Genomic DNA, 19,110 nt, shown 5'->3' on the forward strand with positions numbered 1-19,110 from the left:
GCGCCCATCCATGCGAAAATCCCGCCGCTGCCCTCGTAGCTCAGTTGGATAGAGCGGCCCCCTCCTAAGGGGCAGGTCGGACGTTCGAATCGTCTCGAGGGCACCATTTCGTCAAGGCAAGAACCCGGCCATGCGCCGGCTCTTCGCTGTGAGCCGGCGCCGGCGCTTCGACCATCGGCAGGATGCCGGATGACGTCGCCGTAGCGTTTCAGGCGCGTGGCACCTCGCCATCGGCAACCGGTAGCAGCAGCGTGGCGACGAAGCCACCGCCCTGGCGGTTGGCCAGTTGCAGCCGTCCGCCGCTGAGTTCGGCCGCGCGCCGCGCGATGCCCAGGCCCAACCCGGTGCCGGCGGCGCCGCCGCGCGACGGATGGCCGCGCAGGAACGGCTGGCCAAGGCGGGCAAGCAGCGCTTCCGGCACGCCGGGGCCGTGATCCTCGATCTCGATGCGGACGGCATGGCCTTGCGCATGTACCCGCACGGCGAAAGGCGCGCTGCCGTAGCGCTCGGCGTTGTCCATCAGGTTGCCCAGTGCTCGACGCAGCTGGGTGGGCCGCCCCCGCAGCACGGCGTGGCCGGGCCCGTCGTAACGCCATGTTTCGGGCACGCTGCGCAGTGCCAGCAACTGGCCGATCACGGTGGGAAGGTTGACGTCGAGTACGGCTTCGTCGCTGCCGTCTCGTACGAACGCCAGGCATTGGGCGAGGGCTTGGTCGAGCTCGTCCAGGTCGGTAACCATCGCATCTCGGCGGCTCGCATCGCCGGCATCGCCCAGCTCCAGTGCCAGTCGCAATCGCGCCAGCGGGGTGCGCAGGTCATGCGAGATGCCCGCCAGCATCAGCTCCCGCTCGCGGGCACTCTGGCGCAATTCCTCGCCGGCATCGCCCAGCGCCTTGGCGAGGTCACGGACCTCGCGCGGACTGCCGCGCAACTGCTCGCGCAGCGACTGGCCGCCCAGCAACGCGGGCGCGTGCGCGGCCAGTCGCTCGAGCGGGCGGGTCAGCATGTGTGCCGCGATGGCCGCGACAGCCAGCACCACCAGTCCGGCGAACAGCATCAGTGCCAGCGTCGAGCGGATCAGCTGGCGGCGCAAACCTACCCCCTGCATCACGATCCACTGATCCGGGCGGCGCGAGCTGCGCACCCAGATCTGCGCCTGCGCCTGCTGCACCACGACCACCCGCGTCGGATCGCCGAGCAATTCGCCGGCGGCGCGGCCCACGTCCTGCAGCACCGGAACCGGGGCGCGCCGCGTGGCCGGTGGCGCTTCGGTGGAGAGGCGCACGCCGGTGCGCCGCAGCTCTTGCAGCGCGGCGCGTGCGTCGGCGTCGTCGCGTCCGGCCAGTGCCTCCGTCGAGCTGGCCGTGGCAACGACGAGGCGGCCGAAGGAATCGCCCAGCGCATGCAGGCCGGCCCGGGTCGACAGCGCGCCGCCAAGTGTCAGTGCCAGCACCAGCGAGGCCACCAGCAAGGCCAGCACCAGGCTGAAGGTGGTCGGTCCGCGTCTCATGCCTCGCCGCCTCCCTGCGGCACGAAGACGTAGCCCTCGCCCCATACGGTCTGCAGCCAGCGTGGCTGGCGCGGATCGTCTTCCAGACAGCGGCGCAGGCGCGACACCATCACGTCGATGCTGCGGTCGAATGCCTCGTGCTCGCGGCCCCGGGCCAGCGCGATCAGACGTTCGCGGCTGAGCGTCTGGAATGGATGGGCCACCAGCGCGGCCAGCACCGCGAACTCCCCGCTGGTGAGCTTCACCGGCACCTCCTCATCGAGCAGTTGCCGCGTGGCGGGATCGAAACAGAAGCGGCCGAAGCGCACGCTGGCTTGCTCCACCTGCGGTGCGCCAATGACCGCCTTTGGCTGCCGCCGCAGCACGGCGCGAATGCGTGCCACCAGTTCGCGCGGGTTGCAGGGCTTGCCGAGGTAGTCGTCCGCGCCGATTTCCAGCCCGACGATCCGGTCGACGTCGTCGCCCTTGGCGGTGAGCATGATGATCGGTGTCTGCACGCCTTCGGCTCGCAGGCTTCGGCATAATTCCAGGCCGTCGGCGTCCGGGAGCATCAGGTCGAGCACCACCAGGTCGACGTGGTGGGTCGCCAGTTCCCGGCGCAGGCCCGCGGCGTGGCCGGCGCCGCGCACAGTAAATCCCTGCTGGGCGAGGTAGCGCTCCAGCAGGTCGCGCAGGCGCAGGTCGTCGTCGACAACGAGGATGTGGGGCGAGTCCATGGCGCGACTATCCCGTGCCTGCAGCGTAGCTACAAGCCGCGCTGGCGGCTGTTTGCAAGCAATTGTTTCGGATTGCCGACGCGGCAACATCCGCTCACAAGCCGGCGCAATCGGACATGCCTGGCGACCCGTCACGGCATGACAGTCGGCTGGCCGGCGTCCTGGCGCGCGGCACCCCTCTCGTCATACGCAGGAGTGCACCATGAGCATCTCGACCCAGTTCCGTCTCGCCTCCCTCGCTGTCGTCGCCGCGACTGCGTTTGTCGTTGCCGTGCCGGTTTCGGCGCAGCGCTCCGGGCGGGCCCATCTGAGCGGCACGTTCGCCAACCACCAGGGTGGCCTGACCCACGTGCGTGCAGCGGCCGCAGTCGGCAGTCGCGGCTCGGCCTGGCGCGGCGGTCACACCGCCACCGGGGCCGATGGCAGCGTGACACACAGGGCCGTCCGCTCGGCGCAGGGTGCCGGCGGCGGTACCTACCGCGGGACAAACGGCTACACCCTCAATGCCGATGGCTCCGCCAACCGCTGGCACGATGGCGCGGGCAGCACGGCGGCCGGCGGCACGGTGAGCCGCAGCGGGTCCTATGCGCGCAGCGCCGGCGGCAACGTCAGTGGCAGCGCGCAGACAAGCGCCAATGGCGCGCGCGGCAGTTACCAGGCCAGCACCAGCACCGCCGACGGCATCACCCAGCACAACACCTCGATCACCACCGCGGCAGGCGCCAGTTACAGCGGCCAGACCACTTACACCCGCGGCGAGGGTGTCACCTACACCGGCAGCTGCGCGGACGCGGACGGTAACTCTGTCGGCTGCGGCGACCGCGTCCGTCGCCGGTGAGTCACCATCGCCGGCACGATGAGAGTCCGGTTTTCAGCGCTTGACGTGTCTTTTGCTTCACCGCGCGTGGGGGCCATTGACAGGCTCCCGTTGCCAGCACGCATAGTGGCCGGTTTGAGGCCGGGAAAGCAGCGCCCGAGCCAACACTACAGGGGTGCAGTGATCGCCCACGCAGTCCTGCCGGCCCTAGCGTGGTCCGGCAGCGCCACCGGCCGGGGAATGCCTGGTTGTGCTCGCTGACAACGACCACGGTGGCGATGGAAAAGGTCGAGGTGCGTCAGCCCGCCGCGCGGATGCAGGTGGTCGCCGAGCAGAGGGATCGCCCAGATGGCACGACCGATACGGGTGGCCGGGCCGTCTGCACTGGCGTGGCTGGCGTTCCAGGATGACCCACGCGGCTGAGGCCTGCGACCCGGTGCGTCGTTTGTCCAGGTCGCGGCGCCGATCGAGCATGCACGTGGGCGCCTCCAGCAGCGTCCGCGGCGCTTTGAAAAATTGCCTTGGAGAGATTGGGATGAATCGACATATCAACACCTTGTGGATTGGTGCGTGCCTGTTGCTGCTGGCCGGGCACGTCGCGGCCCAGTCGCACGGCAGCTGGACCGAACGCCGGCGCGAGCGGCCCACGGCATTAGTCACGGAGGCACCGCTGCCCGCGGGCACGCGGGTGGTGCGCGACGTGCGCTACGGCAACGACCCGCGGCAACAATTCGATGTCTATGCGCCGGAGCGGGCGCACGATGCACCGGTAATCCTGCTGGTCCATGGCGGCGCCTGGCGCATCGGCGACAAGGCTGCCCCTGGCGTGGTGGCGAACAAGGTCGCCTACTGGGTGCCGCGCGGAGCAATCGTTATCTCGGTGAACTACCGCATGTTGCCGGACACCCCGCCGCTGGAGCAGGCCCGTGATCTGGCGCGCGCCCTGGGCATGGCACAGCGGCGCGCGAGGGAGTGGGGCGGGGATCCGGACCGGTTTGCCCTGATGGGGCATTCAGCCGGTGCGCATCTGGTGACTCTGCTGACGGCTAGGCCGTCCCTGGCGCACGAACAGGGGGCGCGTGACTGGCGTGGCACCGTCTCGCTGGACAGCGCCTGCCTTGACGTGGTTCGGACCATGCGCGGGCCGCATCTGCCGCTCTACGACCAGGCCTTCGGTGCCAATCCCGCCGACTGGTTCGCGGCATCGCCGTACCAGCATCTCTCGGCGGCGGCGGTGCCGGTCATGGCAGTGTGCTCGAGCCGCCGCCGCGACTCCTGCCCGCAAGCGCACGCCTTTGCCGACAAATTGCAGTCGCTGGGTGGCCGCAGCCTGGTGCGGGAAGAGGATCTGTCGCACGAGGAGATCAACAAGACGCTCGGCCAGCCCTCCGCCTACACCGCTGCGGTCGATGCCTTCCTGCGCTCGATCTGGTGAAAAAAAAGGGCCGGAACGTTGCCGTTCCGGCCCTGAATTCGTGGTGGAGCCAGGGAGGATCGAACTCCCGACCTCGTCATTGCGAACGACGCGCTCTCCCAGCTGAGCTATGGCCCCACATGAGCGGCGCATGGTAGCAGCGGCTCCGGGGCGCGCCAAGACCCCCCGCCACGACGGTACGCGCTTGCCGACGTTCGCGCTCGGTCGAAGGGGCGATCATCCCGGCAGCAGTGCTGCCAGGCGCTCGTGCAGCACGCCATGGCGCCAGCCCTGGAGGAACTCCGGCCACTCGGCCGTGACCACGTATTCCTCCAGTACCTTGCGCGGGCAAACCAGCCCGCTGGGCAGGTCCAGTTCGCCTGCCAGGGCGTCCACGCAATCCTTCATCGCCGCCAGGGCTTTTTTCGCTTCGCCCTGGGGATGGGCGGGAATCGCTGCGGTGGCGTCCAGCTCAGCGTCGTCCACCGGTGGCTGGAGCAGATCGAACAGCTCCGTGCGCTGTGGCGCACGCAGCGCGCGCTGGCCGCGCGTGCGCTGATCCAGTTCGGCCGGGTTGGCTGGCGGATGCTGGGCCAGGCTCATCACCAGGGCATCTTCGAGCAGCCACGGCCGCGGCCGGTCGAGCGTCCTGGCGGCGCGGTCGCGCCACAGCAGGATGCGGCGCAGACGCGCCTGCTGCGCGCGCGGCCACTCGGCAGCGCCACGCATGCCTCGCTGCGGCTGCGGTTCGCCCTCGCGCTGGCCGGCCCGATGCTTCAGCCGCTCGCAATCCTCCGCGTGCCAGGTGGTGCGGTCGCGCTGGCGCAGCTGTTCGCTCAGCTGCGCGTGGATCGACTTCATGTACACCACGTCGAGCGTGGCGTAGAGCCGTTGCGAATCGGTGAGCGGGCGCTGCAACCAGTCCGAGCGGGTTTCGCCCTTGTCAAGCTCCACCGCGCACAGCTCCGCCACCAGCGCGCGGTAGCTGATGCCCAGCCCCATGCCGGCGTAGGCGGCCGCGATCTGCGTGTCGAACAGCACGCGCGGACCGCCCGGCAGCATCGGCGCAAGTGTTTCCAGATCTTCGCCGGCGCTGTGCATCACCACCACCGCATCGCCCGTCTGCAGCGCCGGTCGCAGCGCGTCGCCGATTTCGAAAGCGAGCGGATCGACCAGCGCATGGCGCCCTTCCCAGCCAAGTTGCAGCAGGGCGAGTTGCGGATAGAAGGTGTTGCGGCGCATGAACTCGGTGTCCATGCCGACAATCGCGCCCGGCGGCAGCGCGGCCAGCCAGCGCTCCAGCGCATCGCGCTGGTCGATCCATTCGGCGTCGCAGGGCAGGGCGGGAAGCGGCATGCAGCGGATCCTTGAACAGAGAAGGCAGGCGGAGCGGCCGGCACGAACGGCAGCGCGGCGCCGGCAGAGGTCGATTGCCCGCAGAGGGCATGGCACGATAGCAGCCCCCACGAGGACGCCCCAAGATGGCCAGCAGCACCAACGTCGCCCGACAGCGCACCCTTGGCGGTGCGATCGGCGTGCTCGTGCTGGCGTTCGCGCTGACGTACCACTTCTTCCCGCGGGTTTTCCACGTCAACCCGGAAGACGTCGCGCCGCGGCGCTCGATGTCGCTGGGCGCTGCCTCGCCCACGCCGGTGCGCGAGCGTGCGCTGGTGTCGCCGGGAGAGATTGATGCCGGACCGCCGCTGACGCTGGCGCCGGCGGAGGTGATCGCGGCGCGCACGGCGCACCGCAACCCGGACATCCCGGCGCAGAAGGGCGAGGATCCGCCCGAGGTGCAGGCGCTTCTGGCACGCGCCGACAAGGCGCTGCATGCCGGGCAGGTGGCGGGCGCCAGCGACAGCGCGGCGGCGCTCTACCAGCAGGCGCTGAAGCTCAAGCCGGACAGCCGTCGCGCGCTCGAGGGCCTGTACGAGGCGCGGGCCCGTCTGGTGGCGGCCGTTGGCCAGGACATCGCGGTAGGCGATGCCGAGGCGGCCGGCGATCTGCTCGATTCGCTGCGCGAACTTCCGGGCGCCGACGAGGATGTCGAAACCCTCGCCGATAGCCTCGCCACCCTGGTCAAGGTGCGACCGATGCTGGCGCGTGCGGCCGCGCTGCTGGAGCAGGGCAAGGCCGACCGTCCGGCGGATGACAACGCGCTGGCGGTCTACCGGCAGGTGCTGACGCTTGATCCGCAGAATGCGGTGGCCCAGCAGGGGCTGCTGCAGGTGCAGCGCGCCGTGCTCGATCGTGCGCTGGCGGCGGTGGCGCAGAATGACTTTGCCGGTGCCGACCAGGCGCTGGCCGAGGCGCAGGCGATCCAGGCCGACTCGTTGCCGCTGCGCGACGTGCGCGCACGGGTGGAGGGAATGCGCGACCAGCGCACGAACGGACTGCTGGCACAGGCGCGCTCCGCGCTGGACTCCGGCAATCTCGCGCTGGCCGAGAAGCTGGCCGGCGAGGCCCGGGCGATCCGCCCCGACCTGCCGGGACTGGAGGATTTCCAGGAGCGACTGGTGAACGCCCGCCTCTACGCCAACTACCGGCCCGGCCAGACCTTTGCGGACAATTTCGTCGACATGCCGGGCAAGGCGCCGGCGATGGTGGTGATACCGACGGGCAGCTTCAGCATGGGCGCAGCGGACAACGAGCCGGACCGCGCCGACACCGAGTCGCCGCAGCATCCGGTGACGTTGTCGCGGGGCATCGCACTGGGACGTACCGAAATCACGGTGGGCCAGTTCCGCGAATTCGTTCGCAGCAGCGGATACCGGCCGCAGTCGCTGGCGCTGGGCGGATCGAGCATCTACGACGAGCGCAGCGGCGTGTTGCGCGAGGATCCCCGCGCAAGCTGGGAGGACGACTACGCCGGACACAGCGCCGCCGACGCGCTGCCGGTGGTGAATGTGTCCTGGAACGACGCCCGGGCCTATGTGGAATGGCTGGCCAAGCGCACCGGCAAGGCGTATCGGCTGCCCAGCGAGGCCGAATTCGAATACGCGCTGCGCGCCGGAACGCGCACCCGGTACTGGTGGGGGGATGGCAGCCCCGAGCAGCGGGTTGAGAACCTCACCGGCGGCCTGGACCGGTCGCGCAACGGGCGCCGCTGGAGCAACGCCTTCCGCACCTATCGCGACGGCTACTGGGGTCCCGCGCCCGTGATGAGCTTCAAGCCGAATCCTTTCGGACTGTATGACATCAACGGCAATGTCTCGGAGTGGGTCGCCGATTGCTGGCATGACAGCTACCTGCGTGCGCCACGCGACGGAAGTGCGTGGATCAATCCCGGCTGCAGTGCTCACGTAGTGAGGGGCGGCTCCTGGGGCAGTGCCCCGGACCAGGATCGGTCCGCTTATCGGCAAGGCGTGGAGGGACAGGTGCGTAGTGCCCGCGTGGGGTTCCGGGTGGCGCGGGAACTCTGACTGACGGCCGACTATTCGCTCGCGCCGCCTCTTGAGCGCTTGACAAATCGCGGTATTGTTGGAACGGCCTTGCCGAGGGGGCGTGCCAGGCAACTGCTTCACGACTTGCTTCAGGTCGCAACGGGCGCGCCGCGTCGCGGGGTGACCCGGCCATCTGGTCCGTCACGCGTTGTCGAGGAAGGTGCCATGGATCCCCATCCGGTTCAGCTGTTTGTTCCCTATGCCGACGACATGCCGTGGATCGTGCGGCACGACGTGGGCAGGGTGGGTACCTTCGGCAGTCGCGCCGAGGCGGTGCGGGCGGCGATGGCGATGCGCTCCAAGCTTGGTCGCGCATGGGGACTGAGCCATCCACCGGTGCAGGTACAGGAGTGCGACGGCAGCTGGCATGACGCCGACGACGTGCCGCCGATCGGCTGAGCTCCTCCGGGCGATCTGGCGACAAAAAAACCCCGCGCGAGGCGGGGTTTTTTCTTGACTGGTACCGGTGATAGGACTCGAACCTACACGACATCGCTGCCAGCGGATTTTGAGTCCGCCGCGTCTACCATTCCGCCACACCGGCTGAACAGGCGGCGATTATGCCGGGTTCAATGCAGGGGGTCGAGCCCCAGCTGGCGATCCTGGCGCTCATAGCACTGCGCGCCCTCAGCCGGCTGGAAGGTGGCGCACTGGGTCATGCGGCCGGAGTAGATGTGCAGGCTGACCGCGATGGCGTCATCGCTCGGGTTGCGGATGGCGTGGTACTCGTGTGGCGGGATCAGGCTGCCGGCGGAACCGGGGCCGGCCTGGATCGAACCGACGGGCTGGAACCGGTACTGGCCGTTTACATCGGCGAGGCGCTCGTACTGCACCACCTCCAGCGCACCATTCCAGACGCCTTCGACGCACCACATGCCGCAGTGGTCGTGGATCGGCGTGCCCTGGCCCGGGCCCCAGGTCATCGCCACGACGCAGTAGCCGAGCTCCTCGCTGCGGTAGAGCTCCCGCCGCGCATAGCGTCCCTGCGCCGGCTCGAACACGCACTCGGGCAGCTGCACCTGCTGGCTGCGGATCAGCCGGCACAGGCTGTTGCGCAGCGAGTCGGTGATCGCGGCCGTGGTGGGCTGGATCACAGCGTGATCGATGGCGTCGATCAACTGGCGACAGCCGGGGAATTCCTGGGCAAGCATGGCGTTCTCGGTACGGCGTGGGACCGCACCATCTTATCAGCGCGCCGCGCCGGCGAACGGCGGGAGATCACAGCGCGCCCAGAAATCCACCGATCGCGCGGCTGTAGTTGTCGATATCGACCAGGAACGCGTCGTGTCCCTGGGGCGAATCCAGTGCCACGAATTGCACTTCGGCTCCTGCCTGGCGCAGGCCGTCGGCGATCTGCTCCTGCTGCTCCAGCGGGAACAGGATGTCGGTGCTCACCCCGATCACCATCGCGCGCTCGATGTGGATGCGCTTGAGCCCGGCCGACACGCTGCCGGCCCCGTACTCGGCGATGTCGAACCAGTCGCTGGCGCGCGAGAGATACAGATAGCAGTTCGGATCAAACGTGCGGACGAAGCGCTCGGCGTGTCCCTGCAGATAGGACTCGACCTGGAACTCCACGCCGAATGGCTGCTCCTCGCGTTGCTCCGGATCGAGCCGGATCCGGGCGAAGCGGCCGTTCCACTCCATGGCCGAGCGGTAAGTGATGACGCCGAGCTTGCGCGCGATGCTCATGCCCATGTCGGGGTAGCGGCCGGGCGCGCCGGGCGCACTGCCGTCGGCCGCGGGGACGCCGTGGATGTCGTAGTTGCCGCCGTTCCAGTTCGGATCCAGCCGGATCGCCTCGCGCTGAAGCGAACGGATCGCGATGGCGAAGGGCTGGGCCTGTGGCGCGGTGTCCACGCTGATATGCGCACGCACGCTGCCGGGATGCAGCAGCATGTAGGCCAGCGCGCTCATGCCGCCCATCGAGCATCCGATCAGGCAGGCCAGCCTGGCAATGCCCAGTTGGTCGACCACGACGTGCGCGGCATGGGCGACGTCTTCCAGAGACAGCTCCGGGAAGCGCAGGCGGTACGGCATTCCGGTGGCCGGATCGATCGACGCGGGGCAGGTGGAGCCCTTGTCGCTGCCCAGCGAATTCACGCAGATCACGAACCAGCGGTCGGTGTCGATCGCCTTGCCGGGCCCCACCATGGCTTCCCACCAGCCCGGTGACGGATCTTCGGGGCTGGCGGCGACATGCGCGCTGGGCGACAGGCCGGTGAGGATCAATACCGCGTTGTCCCGCCCGGGGGCGAGCGTGCCCCAGGTTTCGTAGGCGACGCGGGCGCCGTGGAGCTCGCCGCCGCGCTTCATCGGGAATGGCGAGGGCAGGGCGGCGTATCGGCGGGCGTCGCTCATGGGAGGGCCCGGTCGATCACGATGTCCAGCGGCTCGTGATGCTGCACCGCCACTACCCCGGCATCGCCTTCCAGATCACCCGGCTTGGCCACCGCCTGGCCGCTGTGGCTGAGCCGCGCACCGACGAATACGCGCTGGGCCGAGGACAGATTCAGCTGCGGGGCCATGGCCATCGCGTCGGTCAGCGTGACCGTGGTCGGCAGCCGGTCTGCATCCAGCCGCGCCACGGCCAGCGGCATCGGTGCGCCGTGCTCCGCGCGGGCGTAGACGAACACGACGTCCCCCATGCGCACCTGGTCGCGCAGCGAGGGCGCAAGGCTGACCTTGACCTCCAGCGAAGGCCCCGCCGCTGCCGCCGCTGTGACGGGTGTAGCGGCGGAGGCGGGCGACGCGGGAGCGCGGGTGCCGCCCACGCGTGCATCGGCGGCGGCAATCTGTTCGGCGACCGCCTTGGCTACGTTCGAGCCAGGCTCCAGCAACGGCTGCAGCCGGCGCCAGGTCGCCGCGGCCTGCTCGAATCGACCCAGCTGGAACTCGCTGATGCCGAGCAACCACAACCCGCGCTGGTTGTCCGGCTCCAGTGCTACCGCCCGTTGCAGCAAGCTGCGCGAGCGGCCCTCGATGCGGTGATCCGCGCGACTCATCGAGTCGGCCTCGGCCCAGCCAACCATCGCCACCGTGTTGTCCGGCATGAGCCGCAGCAGCTGATCGTAGGCGTCGCGGGCGGCGTCGCTCTGGCCCAGCGACGCGCTGGTCTGCGCCAGCAGCAACCAGCCTTGGGCGTCGTCCGGCGCCTGGCGCAGGTGGGCACGCAGTTCGGCCAGCGCCTGGTTCACGTCAATCGGCGGTGCCTGCCTTGCCACGCCGTCCAGTGCGCGCGGCGTGCCGACCATCAGATACAGCCCCGCCGCCGCCAGCGGCAGCACGAAGGCGATCGCCAGCGCCAGCGCAAACACGCCCAGCGAACGCTCCCGTGCCTGCCGACCGTGCCGCATCAGCGGCCACAGCAGCAGCGCGAGGGCCGCAGCGATCATCGCGGCGGCCGCAATATAGAAAGCAATCTTCACCAGTCGTCCCCGTGGTCGATCGTGCCGGTGGTGGGTGTGCCGGCGCGGCTGCGCTTGCGGATGGTCAGCACCACCACCACGGTGCCCGCCGCCAGGATCAGCAACGGACCGAACCACAACAGCCAGGTCGCCGGGTTTACCGGCGGGTCGTACAACACGTAGTCGGAGTAGCGGTCCACCAGGTACTGCTTGATCTGCGCGTCGCTCTTGCCCTGCTGCATGAGATCGAACACCTGGTGGCGCAGATCCCGCGCGATCGGTGCGTTGGAGTCGGCGAGCGTTTCGTTCTGGCACATCGGGCAACGCAGTTCGGCGGTGAGCTGTTGAAAGCGCAGCTCCTGCGCATGGTCCTTGAAGGGCAGTGGCTCGATCGCCTGCGCCGGCAGCGCCGCCGAAAAGGCCGCCAGCAGCAGGGCGAACACCAGCAACAGCGGCTTCATGACGATTTCTCCGAAAGCGCCGCGATCGCCGGCTTGAGTTCCTTCTCGATCACCTCGGGCGTGAACGGCCCGATGTGCTTGTAGCGAATGACGCCCTGCGCATCGATCAGGAAGCTCTCGGGCGCGGCATAGACGCCGAAATCGATCGCGGTCTTGCCGCTCAGGTCGGCCATCAGCACCTCGTAGGGATTGCCGTGGCGGGCCAGCCACGCCTTTGCGTCCGCCGGCTGGTCCTTGTAGTTGTAGCCGACCAGGGTAACGCCGAGCGTGGGGGCCTCCGCCTGCAGCAGCGGGTGCTCCACGCCGCACTCGATGCACCAGCTGGCGAACACATTCAACAGGTAGGGTTTGCCCAGCAGGCTGGCCTTGGTGACGGTGCGTTCGGGTGCGTCGAGCTCGGGCAATGCGAACGCAGGTGCGGGCTTGTCGATCAGCGGCGAAGGGATGGCGGTCTGGTCGTGATGACTGTTCCACCAGATGCCGAACCCGAACAGGCCACACAGCGCAAGGAAAGCGACGAAAGGCAGCAGCCGGCTCATGCGCGGGACTCGCGGGCCGTTGCCAGCGGCAGCGCGGCAGCCTCGGACGACTCGCTCTTGCGGCGCACGCGGAAGCGGCGATCGGCCGCGGCCAGGAAGCCACCCAGCATCATGAAGAGCCCGCCGGCCCAGAGCCAGCGGATGAACGGCTTGTAGTAAAGCCTCATGGCCCATGCGCCAGCCGGATTGCTGGCATCCATCGGATCGCCGAGCGCCACGTAGAGGTCGCGGGTGAAACCCGGATCAATCGCCGACTCGGTCTGCACCTGCTCGCGGGTGTAGGTGCGCTTCTGCGGGTGCATCACGGCGAGCGTCTCGCCGTTGCGGATTACGCTCACGGTGCCCTGGCTGCCGCGCCAGTTCGGGCCGCTGGTCTGCTTCACACCATCGAAGCGGAACGCATACGCGCCCACCGTCTGCACGTCGCCGGGCGCCATGCGAACGTCACGGGTCACGCTGAGCGATTCGGACAGCAGCACGCCCACCAGGAACACGCCCAGGCCGAAGTGCGCCAGCAGCATGCCGCCCATCTCCGCCGGATAGCGACGTCCCCGCGGCATCTCGCGGAAGCGCTTGTAGACGTACAGCAGGGTGCCCACCGCGCACCACACGGCAGCCGCTACGCCGGCAATCGCCTTGAGCTGTCCATGCACGAACACGGCCGCCACCAGCGCGCAGGCCACGGCGCCGATGCCTGCGCGCAGCGCGATAGCGCGCAGCACGCCACCCTCGCCGCGGCCCCAGCGCAGGAACGGGCCGAACGGCAGCAGCAGCACCACCGGCACCATCAGCAGCGTGAACAGGAAGCCGAAGTACGGCGGGCCCACCGAGATGCGTCCGAGATTGAAAGCATCGCCGATCAACGGAAACAGCGTGCCGAGCAGCACCATCGCTGCGGCGACGGTGAACATCAGGTTGCCCACGAGGATGGCGGACTCGCGCGACACCGGCGCAAACGCCTTGCCGCCGGCCACCTTCGGCGCCCGCAGCGCGTACAGCAGCAACGAGCCGCCCACCACTACCAGCAGGAAGCACAGGATGAAAAGCCCGCGGCGCGGGTCCGAGGCGAACGCGTGGACCGAGGTCAGCACGCCCGAGCGAACCAGGAACGTGCCCAGCAGGGACAGCGAGAACGCAAAGATCGACAGCAGGATGGTCCAGGCGCGCAGCGAGCCGCGTTTCTCCGTCACCGCCTGCGCGTGGATCAGCGCCGTGCCCACCAGCCAGGGCATGAAGCTGGCGTTTTCGACCGGATCCCAGAACCACCAGCCGCCCCAGCCCAGCTCTGCGTAAGCCCACCAGCTGCCGGCGACGATCCCGGCGGTGAGGAAAGCCCACGCCACGTTGGTCCACGAGCGTGCCCAGCGCACCCAGGCCTGCTCCAGCTCGCCGCCCAGCAGTGCCGCGATGGAGAACGCGAACGCCACCGAAAAACCGACGTAGCCCATGTAGATCACGGGCGGGTGGAAGGTCATGCCCGGGTCCTGCAGTACCGGGTTGAGGTCGCCGCCGTCCAGCGGCATCGGCAGCAGTCGCGCGAACGGGTTGGAGGTGAACAGGATGAAGGCCAGAAACCCCACCGCGATCAGCCCGAGCACCGCCAGCACGCGCGCCACGAACACCTCCGGCAGGTTGCGGCTCAGTGCCGCCACTGCCAGCGTCCACACGTTGAGGATGAATACCCACAACAGCATCGAGCCTTCGTGCGCGCCCCACACCGCCGCAATGCGGTAGTACCACGGCAGGGCGAGGTTGGAGTTGTCCGCCACGTAGGCGACGGAAAAGTCGAAGCGCAGGAAGGCCCAGACCAGCAATGCGAACGCCACCAGCACGAACGCGGCCTGGCCCGCCGCGGCCGGACGCGCCACGGCGACCATGGCGCGGTTGCCGCGCCACGCGCCCAGCAGCGGAACGATGCTCTGAGCCAGGGCCAGCAGCAGGGCGAGGACGAGGGCGAGCTGGCCGAGTTCAGGGGTCATGACGAAATACCGGGTGCGGGCCGCGCGATGCGGCGGGGGTGCGACGGGAGCGGTAGTGCGCGTGCAGCTGGCAGCATGACGAACCGCTCAACGGCTGTCCGTGCCTTTCATGGCATCGTCGCCACCGGCCACTTTCTTGCCCTCATGCGCCTTGGCCATCGCGTCCTTGAGTTCCTGGGGCATGTAGGTCTCGTCGTGCTTGGCCAGTACTTCGGTAGCGACAAAGTGCGCATTGTCCATGTGCCCGGTGGCGATCACCGACTGGTTGTCGCGAAACAGGTCCGGCAGGATGCCGGTGTATTCGACCGGCATCGCGCCGTTCGCGTCGATCACCGTGAAGGTCACCTTCAGCGAGTCGCCTGCTTTCTGGATCGAGCCCTGCTTGACCATGCCGCCCAGGCGAAAGGTTTTGTAGCCGCTGGCTTCGCCGGACTGCACCTGACTCGGGGTGAGCAGATAGTTCATGTTCTGCTGCAGCGCGAACACGGTCAGGCCGGAGGCCACGGCGGCGGCGGCCAGGACCAGGACAACGATGATGAGCCGACGTTTGCGGGTGGGGTTCATGGGACTGCTCGGACGAATGATCAGGGGCGCTCGGGCGCCGTCGGGCTGGCGCCGTCGCGGTTGTGCCGCGCGGCCTGTCGCGCGATCCGCGCGCGCAGCTCGCGCAGCAGCCGGCGCCGGCGCATGGTCGGGGCGATGGCATCGGCCAGCAGCACCAGCAGGAACACTGCATACGACGGCCACACGTAGGCGGCATAGCCACCCATGGCGAAGAAATCGCTCATGCGCGGCCCTCAGTGATGGCGATCTGGCGAACCCATTCCTTGCCGCTCTCCAACGCCAGCAGGTCGGTGCGCGCGCGGGCGAACAGGCTGGCGAGGTAATAGCACTTGGTGGCAACCATCATGGTCAGCAGCGGCCAGATCATGGCATCGCTCATGCTCGAGGGCCCCAGCAGACGCACGGTGGAGCCCTGATGCAGGGTGTTCCACCAGTTCACCGAAAAATGCACGATCGGCACGTTGATGATGCCGATCAGCGCCAGGAACGCGGCGGCGCGGGCACCTTGCCGGCGGTCCTCGAACGCGTGGTACAGCCCCAGCACGCCCAGATACAGGAACAGCAGCACCAGTTCAGAGGTAAGGCGCGCGTCCCAGGTCCACCAGGTGCCCCACATCCGGATGCCCCAGAGCGAGCCGGTGACCAGGGTGATCAGGGTGAACGCCGCACCGATCGGAGCGGACTCCATCGCCACCACCTCGGCCAGCTTGATCCGCCACACCAGCGCGATAAACGAGGCCACTGCCATCACGGCGTAGATGAACAGCGCCATCCACGCACTGGGAACGTGCACGAAAATGATGCGGTAGTCGTCACCCTGCTGGTAATCCGGCGGTGCCAGCACCAGGCCGCCGTACAGCGCAATCGCGCCCAGCAGCAGCGCAAGCGCCAGCATCCATGGGCGCAGTGCCCCGGCGAATCGGTAGAAGGTCGGCGGCGAGCCGAGCCGGTGCAACCAGAGCGGAATCCAGCTGGACATAGACGTTACGCGTCCAAGGCAATACGGAGGGCGACAGCGCAGGCCAGCGGTGCGAGCACCAGGGTCAGCGCCAGTGCGGCGCCCAGCCAGGCGATCGGGGCGACCCAGGGCAGGCCCTGTTGAGCCGCGGAAATCGCACCGGCGGCAAAGATGACCACGGGCACGCAAAGCGGCAGCAACATCAGGGCGAGCAGCATACCAGAGCGTCGCGTGCCGGCCGTCAGCGCCACCAGCACGGCGCCGAGCAGACTGAGCATGGGCGTGGACAGAACCAGGGCGAGCAGCATCACCGGCATGATGGCCGCAGGCAGCTGCAGCATGCTCGCCAATACCGGCGCGATCACGATCAGCGGCAATGCGGTGGTGAGCCAATGGGCGAGGATCTTCATGCCCAGCATCAGCGCCAGCGGCTGCGGCGCCAGCACCAGTTGCTCCAGCGAACCGTCCTCGATGTCGCTGCGGAACATGCCGTCCAGCGCAAGCAGCATGGCCAGCAGTACTGTCACCAGCACCGCGCCGCCGGCGATTCGCTGCAGCAGGGCGTTGTCCGGACCCAGCGCGAACGGGAAAAGCGTGGTCACGATCAGCGCATAGAGCACCGGCATGGCGATATCGCCACGGCGACGCCAGGCCAGCGTGAGGTCTCGCCGCAACACGGCGGCGCAGGCGCGCGACAGGGGAGCGCGGCTCATGCGTGCATCCGGATGCGCTGCGGTTCGCCGCCGTGGAAGCCGACCGCGCCGTGGCTGGTCACCAGGGCTGCACCGCCGGCGTCCAGATGCCGCCCCAGCAACTCGTTGACCAGGGCAATGCCATGGCGATCCAGGTTGGCGTAGGGCTCGTCGAGCAGCCAGAGGCGCGCCGGCAGCAGCACCAGCCGCGCCAGCGCCACCCGTTTTTTCTGCCCTGCGGAAAGCTGGCGCACCGGCTCGTCCTCGAACCCGGCCAGTCCCACCGCCTGCAAGGTGAGGTCGGGAGCCAGCCCGCCCACGCAGCCGTGCAGGCCGATCGCCACGCGCAGGTTCTCGCGGGCGGTAAGGTCGCCCTTGAGCCCCAACTGGTGACCCATGAAGACGATCTCGCCCTGGCAGGCATCACGATCGAGGGGCTTGCCGCACCACAGCAGCTCGCCCTCGTCCACATGCAGCAGGCCGGCAAGCACGCGCATCAGGGTGGTCTTGCCGCTGCCGTTGTCACCTTCCACGAGAGCCAGCTCGCCCGCGCGCAACCGGAACTGCAGCGGGCCGAACACGGGTTCGTCCTGGCGGTGGAAGCTCAGTGCGCGAGCTTCCAGCAGGGGGAGGGCGGCGGCGGTCATCCGGTCAATTGTCCGCAATGCCTGCCCGGCTTGTCCATGTGGCGCGCTGTCGCCGAAACCGTGCGCCGGGCCAGCCGCGCGGCTATCGGCGTCGGCCGGATCACCTGGGGTAACGCACCCAGCGCAGCTGCGAGCGGCCGGACCCGACGCCGACCAGGTACGCCAGCTGCCGATAGCGTCGGCCGAGCCGGTCCAGCGTGCGCGCATCGAGCCCGGCCACGAACAGGCTCGGCTCCTTCCAGTCGCCGCGGCCGACGCCGATCGCCGGTCGCAGCCACAGCAATGCCGGTTCGGCGCGCAGATCCGCCAGCAGCGCCCGTTGCGCGGCCCGGTTGAACGCGCGTGGAGCACGAAGGGACATCGGGTTCCAGCCGGTGATCACGCCCCAGGGATGGGTCCCCACGCGTGTCTGCAGAGATGCCGGAAGCGGCGTGTCGACGTGGATGACGGCGCTGCCGCCCGTGCTCAGCCGAACGTGGTAGTCGGTCTGGCGATAGCTTTCCTCCAGCGTCTCATCCACGAACGACGTTCACCAGCGGTGGCAGTGCGGTCGTGAGCGCGGCAACGGCGCTTTCCGTCGAGACCTCACCGGCGGTGCCGGCGCGCTCGATCAGCTGGTCGAGCACGGCATCCTGCGCGCGTGCACGTTCCAGCGCATAGGCGTAAGGCAGGCGGGTGAAGGTGACCATGCGATAGCGGGTCATGAACTGCGTGGGCGCGGCGTCGGCCAGCCTGGCGCCCAGGGCGCGTCGGGCGAGGTAGCGTGGATCGGCGACCGAGTCGCGCATCTCAATGTAGTTCTCCAGCGCCATCGCTGCGATGGCGTCGGCGTTGGGCTTGCGCCGCTGCTGGAAGCTGGCGAAAGCCGTGCCCGGGTCAGCCGGATGCTCGGCGAGCAGGTCGGCGAGTTCGACCGCGTCTTCCAGGCCGCAGTTCATGCCCTGACCATGGAATGGCACGATGGCGTGCGCAGCGTCGCCCAGCAGCACCGCGCGATCGTCCAGGTGCCACCGGTCGAGGTAGAGCGTGTAGAGGTTGGGCGCGGGATGCGCGGCGAAGTCCTCGTCGAAACGGGGCATCAGCGGCAGGAGGTCGGCGAACTGCGTCTGGAACAACTGCCGTGCGCTCGGCGCGTCGGGCACCGTCGCGAAGCTCGGGAACGGACCGACCCCGGGCAGGAACAGCGTTACCGTGAAGCTGCCCTCCGGATTGGGCAGGGCGATGCACATGTAACCGCCCCGCGGCCAGATGTGCAGGGCGTGCGGCTCCAGCGCAAAGGCGCCCGGCTCGCCGCTGGCCGGCGCGATCTCCAGTTCCTTGTAGGCGTGTCCGAGCGCCTCGACCCGTTCCCCCAGCGGGCGGTGCCGATTCATTGCAGCGCGCACGGCGGACCCCGCACCGTCGGCCCCGATCAGTACCGAGAAGGCGTGATCGCGTTGCTCTCCGCTGCCGTCGGTGACGCGCATGCGCTGTGCAGCGAAGTCGACGTCACCCAGCGCGTGGCCGAAATGGAAACGCACCCCGGCCGTCTCGGCTGCATCCAGCGTCAGCATGTTGAGCACGCCCCGTGATACCGACCAGATCACTTCGCTGTCATCCATCCCGTAGCGCTGCAGCACCGGTGGAGCGGAGCCCACGTGCACCATGCGACCGCGCATCATCACCGCGTGCGCCAGCACCCGTTCGGCCAGCCCTGCCGTGCGAAGCGCGTGCAGGCCGCGCTCGGCCAGCGCCAGGTTGATCGAGCGGCCGGCTTCGTAGCCCGCCCGGCGCGGATCCGGACGCTTCTCGAACACGTCGACGACGAAGCCCCGCTGCGCAAGCAGATGCGCGAGCAAGGCGCCGACCAGGCCGCCGCCGGCAAGTGTGATGGTGGAAGAGGGCAAGGGCGGGTCCGGCGCGATCGGGCGAAGGGGAGAGGCCGACGAGGTACGTGGGCGGCGGCCTGGATCCGCCGCCGAGC

General features: G+C 68.9%; 20 protein-coding genes and 3 tRNA genes. 5 read left to right on the forward strand and 18 right to left on the reverse strand.

The features are described from left to right. Positions 1-29: 29 nt before the first annotated feature. Positions 30-106, forward strand: a tRNA-Arg gene (locus VFG40_RS09260). 102 nt (positions 107-208) lie between these two features. Here the strand turns inward: VFG40_RS09260 and VFG40_RS09265 are convergent. Together VFG40_RS09265 and ompR are read right to left on the reverse strand one after the other, a co-directional pair. Beyond that, on the reverse strand, positions 209-1,510 hold the full coding sequence (locus tag VFG40_RS09265; RefSeq protein ID WP_324897057.1) for an ATP-binding protein: 1,302 nt from the start codon (positions 1,508-1,510) through the stop codon (positions 209-211). Beyond that, positions 1,507-2,226, reverse strand: coding sequence for an osmolarity response regulator transcription factor OmpR (gene ompR, locus VFG40_RS09270; RefSeq protein ID WP_324897058.1), 720 nt, complete (start codon positions 2,224-2,226; stop codon positions 1,507-1,509). Before ompR ends, VFG40_RS09265 begins: the two co-directional genes overlap by 4 nt. Positions 2,227-2,428: 202 nt before the next feature. Between ompR and VFG40_RS09275 the strand changes: the two genes are divergently transcribed. Together VFG40_RS09275 and VFG40_RS09280 are read left to right on the forward strand one after the other, a co-directional pair. Then, positions 2,429-3,064 (forward strand): hypothetical protein, encoded by a 636-nt coding sequence (locus tag VFG40_RS09275; protein ID WP_324897059.1) that lies wholly within the window; start codon positions 2,429-2,431, stop codon positions 3,062-3,064. A gap of 457 nt (positions 3,065-3,521) precedes the next feature. Continuing rightward, positions 3,522-4,478 (forward strand): alpha/beta hydrolase, encoded by a 957-nt coding sequence (locus tag VFG40_RS09280; protein ID WP_324897060.1) that lies wholly within the window; start codon positions 3,522-3,524, stop codon positions 4,476-4,478. Between the two features lie 41 nt (positions 4,479-4,519). On the opposite strand, the gene VFG40_RS09285 is transcribed toward VFG40_RS09280, so the two are convergent. Beyond that, positions 4,520-4,595 (reverse strand) — tRNA-Ala (locus VFG40_RS09285). Positions 4,596-4,694: 99 nt separating this feature from the next. Then, the gene (locus tag VFG40_RS09290) at positions 4,695-5,813 is read right to left on the reverse strand and encodes a ribonuclease D (RefSeq protein WP_324897061.1); all 1,119 of its coding nucleotides are present in this window, start codon (positions 5,811-5,813) and stop codon (positions 4,695-4,697) included. 125 nt (positions 5,814-5,938) lie between these two features. On the opposite strand from VFG40_RS09290, the gene VFG40_RS09295 reads away from it, so the two are divergent. Beyond that, positions 5,939-7,879 (forward strand): SUMF1/EgtB/PvdO family nonheme iron enzyme, encoded by a 1,941-nt coding sequence (locus VFG40_RS09295; protein WP_324897062.1) that lies wholly within the window; start codon positions 5,939-5,941, stop codon positions 7,877-7,879. A gap of 186 nt (positions 7,880-8,065) precedes the next feature. Next, a complete protein-coding gene (locus VFG40_RS09300; protein ID WP_324897063.1) occupies positions 8,066-8,299 on the forward strand; it encodes a hypothetical protein in 234 nt (77 codons plus the stop codon). 59 nt (positions 8,300-8,358) lie between these two features. On the opposite strand, the gene VFG40_RS09305 is transcribed toward VFG40_RS09300, so the two are convergent. The 14 genes from VFG40_RS09305 to VFG40_RS09370 form a co-directional block, all read right to left on the reverse strand. After that, positions 8,359-8,444: transfer RNA gene (locus VFG40_RS09305), tRNA-Leu, on the reverse strand. A gap of 25 nt (positions 8,445-8,469) precedes the next feature. Then, a complete protein-coding gene (locus tag VFG40_RS09310) occupies positions 8,470-9,051 on the reverse strand; it encodes a cysteine dioxygenase family protein (RefSeq protein WP_324897064.1) in 582 nt (193 codons plus the stop codon). 67 nt (positions 9,052-9,118) lie between these two features. Continuing rightward, a complete protein-coding gene (gene metX, locus VFG40_RS09315) occupies positions 9,119-10,261 on the reverse strand; it encodes a homoserine O-acetyltransferase MetX (RefSeq protein WP_324897065.1) in 1,143 nt (380 codons plus the stop codon). Next, a complete protein-coding gene (locus VFG40_RS09320) occupies positions 10,258-11,328 on the reverse strand; it encodes a tetratricopeptide repeat protein (RefSeq protein ID WP_324897066.1) in 1,071 nt (356 codons plus the stop codon). Before VFG40_RS09320 ends, metX begins: the two co-directional genes overlap by 4 nt. Next, complete coding sequence (locus VFG40_RS09325; protein WP_324897067.1) at positions 11,325-11,768, reverse strand: cytochrome c-type biogenesis protein; 444 nt, start codon at positions 11,766-11,768, stop codon at positions 11,325-11,327. The genes VFG40_RS09320 and VFG40_RS09325 overlap by 4 nt, the downstream gene beginning before the upstream one ends. Next, positions 11,765-12,307, reverse strand: coding sequence for a DsbE family thiol:disulfide interchange protein (locus tag VFG40_RS09330; protein WP_324897068.1), 543 nt, complete (start codon positions 12,305-12,307; stop codon positions 11,765-11,767). Before VFG40_RS09330 ends, VFG40_RS09325 begins: the two co-directional genes overlap by 4 nt. Beyond that, positions 12,304-14,286, reverse strand: a complete 1,983-nt coding sequence (locus VFG40_RS09335) for a heme lyase CcmF/NrfE family subunit (RefSeq protein WP_324897069.1) — start codon at positions 14,284-14,286, stop codon at positions 12,304-12,306. The genes VFG40_RS09330 and VFG40_RS09335 overlap by 4 nt, the downstream gene beginning before the upstream one ends. Positions 14,287-14,373: 87 nt before the next feature. After that, positions 14,374-14,850, reverse strand: a complete 477-nt coding sequence (gene ccmE, locus VFG40_RS09340) for a cytochrome c maturation protein CcmE (RefSeq protein WP_324897070.1) — start codon at positions 14,848-14,850, stop codon at positions 14,374-14,376. 20 nt (positions 14,851-14,870) lie between these two features. Continuing rightward, positions 14,871-15,074: a heme exporter protein CcmD gene (gene ccmD / locus VFG40_RS09345; RefSeq protein ID WP_324897071.1), complete on the reverse strand. Its 204-nt coding sequence runs from the start codon at positions 15,072-15,074 to the stop codon at positions 14,871-14,873. Further along, positions 15,071-15,829, reverse strand: coding sequence for a heme ABC transporter permease (locus tag VFG40_RS09350; protein ID WP_324897072.1), 759 nt, complete (start codon positions 15,827-15,829; stop codon positions 15,071-15,073). Before VFG40_RS09350 ends, ccmD begins: the two co-directional genes overlap by 4 nt. A 5-nt stretch (positions 15,830-15,834) precedes the next feature. Continuing rightward, entirely contained in the window at positions 15,835-16,521 is a 687-nt protein-coding gene (gene ccmB, locus VFG40_RS09355; RefSeq protein WP_324897073.1) for a heme exporter protein CcmB, read from the reverse strand. Next, on the reverse strand, positions 16,518-17,147 hold the full coding sequence (ccmA, locus tag VFG40_RS09360) for a cytochrome c biogenesis heme-transporting ATPase CcmA (protein ID WP_324897074.1): 630 nt from the start codon (positions 17,145-17,147) through the stop codon (positions 16,518-16,520). The genes ccmB and ccmA overlap by 4 nt, the downstream gene beginning before the upstream one ends. Before the next feature lie 100 nt (positions 17,148-17,247). Continuing rightward, positions 17,248-17,667 carry a DUF3293 domain-containing protein gene (locus tag VFG40_RS09365; protein ID WP_324897075.1) on the reverse strand — a complete coding sequence of 140 codons (420 nt, stop codon included), beginning with the start codon at positions 17,665-17,667 and terminating at the stop codon, positions 17,248-17,250. After that, positions 17,660-19,033 (reverse strand): FAD-dependent oxidoreductase, encoded by a 1,374-nt coding sequence (locus VFG40_RS09370; protein WP_324897076.1) that lies wholly within the window; start codon positions 19,031-19,033, stop codon positions 17,660-17,662. Before VFG40_RS09370 ends, VFG40_RS09365 begins: the two co-directional genes overlap by 8 nt. Between the last annotated feature and the right edge of the window lie 77 nt (positions 19,034-19,110).

The sequence above is a fragment of the Dyella sp. genome (genome assembly GCF_035685805.1).
GTDB lineage: Bacteria > Pseudomonadota > Gammaproteobacteria > Xanthomonadales > Rhodanobacteraceae > Dyella_A.

What these genes read in the sequence shown, in the direction of transcription:
- VFG40_RS09265 (WP_324897057.1), bottom strand. Translation starts at nt 1,510, where the DNA reads ATGAGACGCGGACCGACCACCTTCAGCCTGGTGCTGGCCTTGCTGGTG.
- ompR (WP_324897058.1), bottom strand. Translation starts at nt 2,226, where the DNA reads ATGGACTCGCCCCACATCCTCGTTGTCGACGACGACCTGCGCCTGCGC.
- VFG40_RS09275 (WP_324897059.1), top strand. Translation starts at nt 2,429, where the DNA reads ATGAGCATCTCGACCCAGTTCCGTCTCGCCTCCCTCGCTGTCGTCGCC.
- VFG40_RS09290 (WP_324897061.1), bottom strand. Translation starts at nt 5,813, where the DNA reads ATGCCGCTTCCCGCCCTGCCCTGCGACGCCGAATGGATCGACCAGCGC.
- VFG40_RS09295 (WP_324897062.1), top strand. Translation starts at nt 5,939, where the DNA reads ATGGCCAGCAGCACCAACGTCGCCCGACAGCGCACCCTTGGCGGTGCG.
- VFG40_RS09300 (WP_324897063.1), top strand. Translation starts at nt 8,066, where the DNA reads ATGGATCCCCATCCGGTTCAGCTGTTTGTTCCCTATGCCGACGACATG.
- VFG40_RS09310 (WP_324897064.1), bottom strand. Translation starts at nt 9,051, where the DNA reads ATGCTTGCCCAGGAATTCCCCGGCTGTCGCCAGTTGATCGACGCCATC.
- metX (WP_324897065.1), bottom strand. Translation starts at nt 10,261, where the DNA reads ATGAGCGACGCCCGCCGATACGCCGCCCTGCCCTCGCCATTCCCGATG.
- VFG40_RS09325 (WP_324897067.1), bottom strand. Translation starts at nt 11,768, where the DNA reads ATGAAGCCGCTGTTGCTGGTGTTCGCCCTGCTGCTGGCGGCCTTTTCG.
- VFG40_RS09330 (WP_324897068.1), bottom strand. Translation starts at nt 12,307, where the DNA reads ATGAGCCGGCTGCTGCCTTTCGTCGCTTTCCTTGCGCTGTGTGGCCTG.
- VFG40_RS09335 (WP_324897069.1), bottom strand. Translation starts at nt 14,286, where the DNA reads ATGACCCCTGAACTCGGCCAGCTCGCCCTCGTCCTCGCCCTGCTGCTG.
- ccmE (WP_324897070.1), bottom strand. Translation starts at nt 14,850, where the DNA reads ATGAACCCCACCCGCAAACGTCGGCTCATCATCGTTGTCCTGGTCCTG.
- ccmD (WP_324897071.1), bottom strand. Translation starts at nt 15,074, where the DNA reads ATGAGCGATTTCTTCGCCATGGGTGGCTATGCCGCCTACGTGTGGCCG.
- VFG40_RS09350 (WP_324897072.1), bottom strand. Translation starts at nt 15,829, where the DNA reads ATGTCCAGCTGGATTCCGCTCTGGTTGCACCGGCTCGGCTCGCCGCCG.
- ccmB (WP_324897073.1), bottom strand. Translation starts at nt 16,521, where the DNA reads ATGAGCCGCGCTCCCCTGTCGCGCGCCTGCGCCGCCGTGTTGCGGCGA.
- ccmA (WP_324897074.1), bottom strand. Translation starts at nt 17,147, where the DNA reads ATGACCGCCGCCGCCCTCCCCCTGCTGGAAGCTCGCGCACTGAGCTTC.